This window comes from Coleofasciculus sp. F4-SAH-05 (genome assembly GCF_040222985.1).
GTDB lineage: Bacteria > Cyanobacteriota > Cyanobacteriia > Cyanobacteriales > Coleofasciculaceae > Coleofasciculus > Coleofasciculus chthonoplastes.
Genome location: NZ_JAVKBY010000041.1, coordinates 1 through 4,622 on the forward strand (window position 1 = coordinate 1; position 4,622 = coordinate 4,622).

3 protein-coding genes and 1 pseudogene are annotated in these 4,622 nt (G+C 44.1%); 2 read left to right on the top strand and 2 right to left on the bottom strand.

Annotated elements, in window-relative coordinates; all coding sequences use genetic code 11:
- Together RIG27_RS04555 and RIG27_RS04560 are read left to right on the top strand one after the other, a co-directional pair.
- Positions 1-303 (top strand): annotated as a pseudogene (locus RIG27_RS04555) (thylakoid membrane photosystem I accumulation factor); the annotation flags it as partial.
- On the top strand, positions 303-911 hold the full coding sequence (locus RIG27_RS04560) for a hypothetical protein (protein ID WP_446342864.1): 609 nt from the start codon (positions 303-305) through the stop codon (positions 909-911). The pseudogene RIG27_RS04555 and the gene RIG27_RS04560, both read left to right, overlap by 1 nt.
- 185 nt (positions 912-1,096) lie before the next feature.
- On the opposite strand, the gene RIG27_RS04565 is transcribed toward RIG27_RS04560, so the two are convergent.
- Positions 1,097-2,770: an SUMF1/EgtB/PvdO family nonheme iron enzyme gene (locus RIG27_RS04565; RefSeq protein ID WP_446342866.1), complete on the bottom strand. Its 1,674-nt coding sequence runs from the start codon at positions 2,768-2,770 to the stop codon at positions 1,097-1,099.
- Between the two features lie 172 nt (positions 2,771-2,942).
- Positions 2,943-4,304 (bottom strand): protein kinase domain-containing protein, encoded by a 1,362-nt coding sequence (locus tag RIG27_RS04570; RefSeq protein ID WP_446342868.1) that lies wholly within the window; start codon positions 4,302-4,304, stop codon positions 2,943-2,945.
- Between the last annotated feature and the right edge of the window lie 318 nt (positions 4,305-4,622).

Genomic DNA, 4,622 nt, shown 5'->3' on the forward strand with positions numbered 1-4,622 from the left:
TCCCAGTTACAAGCGCCTTATGGACGGGCGGCGAGTTTTATTCCAGTTAGTGCGGATACTCTGTACGACAAACCGAGTGATGACTCCATGGAACCGGGTTATTATTATGAAGGCTTAGTCCCCCAAACCGTTCTCATTGACTAAGAGGGTGAGGTTAGGTTGAATGAAACGGGACAAGTCAGCTATGAAAAAGTCGATGATGTCTTTCGGAAGGTTTTTGACTTACTCCCCCGTTCTGAATCCATTGAGTTAAAACGGCGACCGATTAACGAGATTAATACGGAATTACGATCGCACATCTGATGTCACGGGTCTACAGCACCGAGGAACTGATCCAAATTTTGGCAGAGGAACGCCGCGCCTGTATGAATGGTCAGCGTCTGAATCTAGCCGCTTCTGCATCGGGCAATCCAGTGATTGACCGATTCCTCAAATCTGAAGGGATTCAAAAATTTAGTGCCTATCGAGATTTTAAAGCGGCGGTTCACCACTATCAACGACAACATCAGGTTTCAGGTATTGTGTGGCGACAGGTAACCCTCAATAGAAAAACATTACGCTATCCGACGGTTGATGATCAGTTAGTGGCGTTAACTCGTGACGTAGAGATAATCAAAGCAGCTAAACCTTCAATCTTGGCATTTTGGCAACAGGTAACTCCGGGTATGGACTTCTACCTGAGTATCCGTCTCGGCAAAGACTATCGCCAAATTCAGGCTGAAGATGTGGACGCGATCGCATCGCGAACCGAATGGGTTAACCTTTTACATTATGGGAACTCCCAGATGCTGGAAATCATCCTTCAGCTTGGTTGGGGAAAGCCAGAAGAAGCCTCTTACCGCCGGGGGTGGCCCGCCTCAGGTAGCGAATATGTTCATGCCGTTCCCCTCGGTCAGCGTCCTATTTGTTAATAAGTTCGTCATTCGTCATTTGTCATTCGTCCTTTGTAAGGGTTTGAGCGAGTTAGTAGCGAGTAGGGTTGGTTTTCTGGATATAATTTTTGGTGAAATTGTTAAATGAACGTAATTTGCCCACCCGACAATATCTTTTACAAAATTTAATCTAGTTAAGTTTATTTCCACCAACCTACTTAGTGTTAACACACAACCCGCAAGCCGAAATTAAACAAAGACCAATCATCGAGATTCCCATTCAGACGAGAGGCACAACGGCATTGTTTAGGGCGACTAACCCAAGAACCACCGCGTAAAACCCGAAAGCGCGACATAAAACTAAATTGATTATTCTCCGCACCATTCCATGGTCTACCATCTAAGGGCGCACCTTTATAATTACTGTGCCACAGGTCAGCGCACCATTCCCAAACATTACCATGCATATCGTATAACCCAAATGCATTGGGTGGAAAACTACCCACATCCGTTGATTGGCGGTGATAAATACTTTTTGGCGCAGCCGCATAGGTGAAACTGCCGTTAAAATTTGCTAATTCTGGGGTAATCGTTTCACCACAATAAAAAGGTGTTGTTGTGCCAGCCCGACAAGCATATTCCCATTCTGCTTCACTGGGTAAACGATACATCCGTCCCGTTTTCTGGGAAAGTCTGGCACAGAATTCTACTGCATCATTCCAAGAAATTTGTTCAACTGGTCGATTTTTTCCTTTCAAACTGGATGGATTAGGATTGAGCGCTTGATTCACTTCAGGTAAAGTGGTAGCCAGTTGCCATTGGGCTTGAGTGATTGGGTATTTACCCATATAAAATGATGATAACTTAACGAGATGTTGTGGATTTTCCGTATCTCGACGCCCTTCTTCCGGCTGTGGAGACCCCATCAGTAATTCACCCCCTGGAATGGCAATCATTTCTAGACTAATCTCATCATCTAACACTTCAACAAAATAGTGGGCATCCTGGTGACAGCGATTAATAATTTCTCCTTTCGTATCGACAGTAATCACCTCAAAATGAAACACCGATAATTGAGGAGATGATAACAGCATCAGCCATTCCTGAACCGTTTGCGGACGATTTTGCGGTTCAACTTCCATCCCTTTAAGAATCGCATTGTTGACGCGATCGCTAATTTTATGATTATGATGTTTGGGCGGAACTAAGGGAATATTTCCTCGTTGGCGAATTGTCGCCGAATAAGGCAACTCTCCCGTGAGAACAAAATAGAGAGTAGCCGCCAAAGCATAAACATCCGTATACGCGCCAAAATTCCCCCGTCGTTCATACTGTTCAATCGGCGCAAAACATTCAGTTCCCCAATTCGTCAGACTTTGTTCCTCACCGGGAATAAACTCACGGGCTAAACCAAAATCAATCAAAACCACTGATAAACTATCCCGCTGCAGCAAAATATTTTTAGGTTTAATATCTCGATGTAAAAAACCTTGCTGATGCACATAAACCAGAGCTTCTCCCACCTGCTTAATTATCTCTAAAGCTTCATCTTCTAATAACTGCCCTCGACTCTGACGATAGGAGGCTAAATCTTGCCCCTCAACATAGTCCATCACCATGCACCATACACCATCTTCTTGAAACAATTGAGGATAAACTTCAACAATGTGGGGATGGTGACATCGGGCTAAACAGAGTGCCTCATTCAGAAACTTTTCCTGGATTTGGCTAAAATTAGATTTAAATTGCTGGTAAATATTAAGCGTTTTGATCGCGACTAATTTACCGGATGATGACTCTTTTGCTCGGTAGGTGACACCAAAACCGCCACAGCCCAGAAGTTGTTCAATAATATATTTACCCTGTTTAAGAGGTTGCCCTGATTTCCACTGACTCATAAACTTATCTTCACCCAAATTTGATTGATTCCACCGGACATAAAATCAGACAAACCTTTCAACCCAATCAGCAAACCTACTCTGCTACCTGGAGCGTTACCCTCTGCTACCTGGAGCGTTAAAAAAACATAACTTGTACCAAACCCACTTAATTAAACATCTACCTTATAACTTATAATTCACTTTCCAACGCCCGTTTAAAAATAGCAGCACTCTTAAAATAGATCTGAGGGTTATCAGTAAGCGCTAAGTCAATCACCTCCGCTAATCCCTTGGGAATTCCAGCATCTCGTTCCCGAATCGGTACAGGCTGAGTTTGTAATACAACCCAGAATGGATCGTGGTTGCCAAAATCGCGAGGTAATCTACCCGTTAACATATAGTACAAACACGCCGCTATTGACCAAATATCAACATCAGGTTGAGCATATTTAAAATCAAGAACCTGTTGTCGAGGCATAAAAGCAGGACTCCCCGCAGATTGACCACTGCGAGACAACCCACTCAATCCTGCCAAATCAAACGCCTTAGCTAATCCATAATCAGCAACTTTGGCAAGACGCCCTAATCCTAGATTGGCAAGAAAGATATTGCCCGGTTTGAGATCACGGTGTACTAATCCCTGCACTTGAGTGTTACCATTCTGAGTGAGGGTAATATCAGGACTCTGGATCGTGTGGGCATAGTCCAATCCATCCAAGACTTGCAGGGTAATCGACATCGCTTCATTGACCGACAATTTACCGCCGCGTTGCTGCATTAAATCCAGAACACTGCCACCGTTACAATAATCCATCGTAAAAAAAAAGGAATCATGGTCATAGCCCAATTCCCGAAGTCTCACGATATTAGGGTGTTGTAACGCTTTAGTTTTTTCAGCCTCCAGCAAAAATTGCCGGATGGCATCACTTGGACGCCTGTTGTGCGATCGCATGATTTTGAGGGCGACTAATTCCTCGGTTTGGTCATGATGGGCTAAATAGACGGTTCCTAATCCCCCTTGACCTAATCGTTTCAGCGTTGTGTAGCCGCGAATCTTAGGTAGATAAGAGTCACATCCTAGAGTCGTTGAAGCGCTTTTTAACCCACTTTGACGGGGTAAGATAGGTTTCTCACTGGGATCAACACCAATTGTTTGTGATTCAGAGGAGTTCACGTCACTGTGGTTTACCCCTTCAATTTTGACGCGCAGTCGGGTATGGCGAAGCTTGATTTCGTCGCCATTCTTTAAGTCGTACTCTGGAAACTGTATCTTTGCCCCTTCAGTTGGCGTTTGATATCGGTGACGCTTGCCGATAATCTTACCATTAACATAAGTGCCATGGAGACTACCGAAGTCACGGATACGGATATCGGGAGGATTGATATCCAGCAAACAGTGATAGCGCGAGATAGTCTTGTGATACCGATCATTAGGGAGTCGGGGATGGCAATCTTTAGCGCGACCTAGAATACAAGTCGTGCGATCGCAAAATTCAAAGTTCTCACCTTTGAGACTTCCTGTGATGACTGTGAGGATAACTTTGGCAGACATCTGGGATCATTTATTGAGGAGTCAGGGTTCAGTTAGGAAAAAATGGTTTCTCCTGATCTATTGTTTCCTATTTGCCGCTAAAAAATATCTATGCTTTCCCTATGCAAGATACGCCGTCATGCGGTACTAACGACTTCCCGTCGGATTCTCACCGACCTCTCTAAGCTCCCCGAAGGGATTGACCGAGAACTAGGGATACAAGCCTCGTCCTTTTAGGACGACTTTTTATTTTCTCTTAGTCTTGTATTGTAATAAATAATGTGTTAATCTCTAAAATTAGTCTAGCACAGGCGAAAGTCGTGAGTATCGCCAATCGAT

What these genes read in the sequence shown, in the direction of transcription:
- RIG27_RS04560 (WP_446342864.1), top strand. Translation starts at nt 303, where the DNA reads ATGTCACGGGTCTACAGCACCGAGGAACTGATCCAAATTTTGGCAGAG.
- RIG27_RS04570 (WP_446342868.1), bottom strand. Translation starts at nt 4,304, where the DNA reads ATGTCTGCCAAAGTTATCCTCACAGTCATCACAGGAAGTCTCAAAGGT.
- RIG27_RS04565 (WP_446342866.1), bottom strand. Translation starts at nt 2,770, where the DNA reads ATGAGTCAGTGGAAATCAGGGCAACCTCTTAAACAGGGTAAATATATT.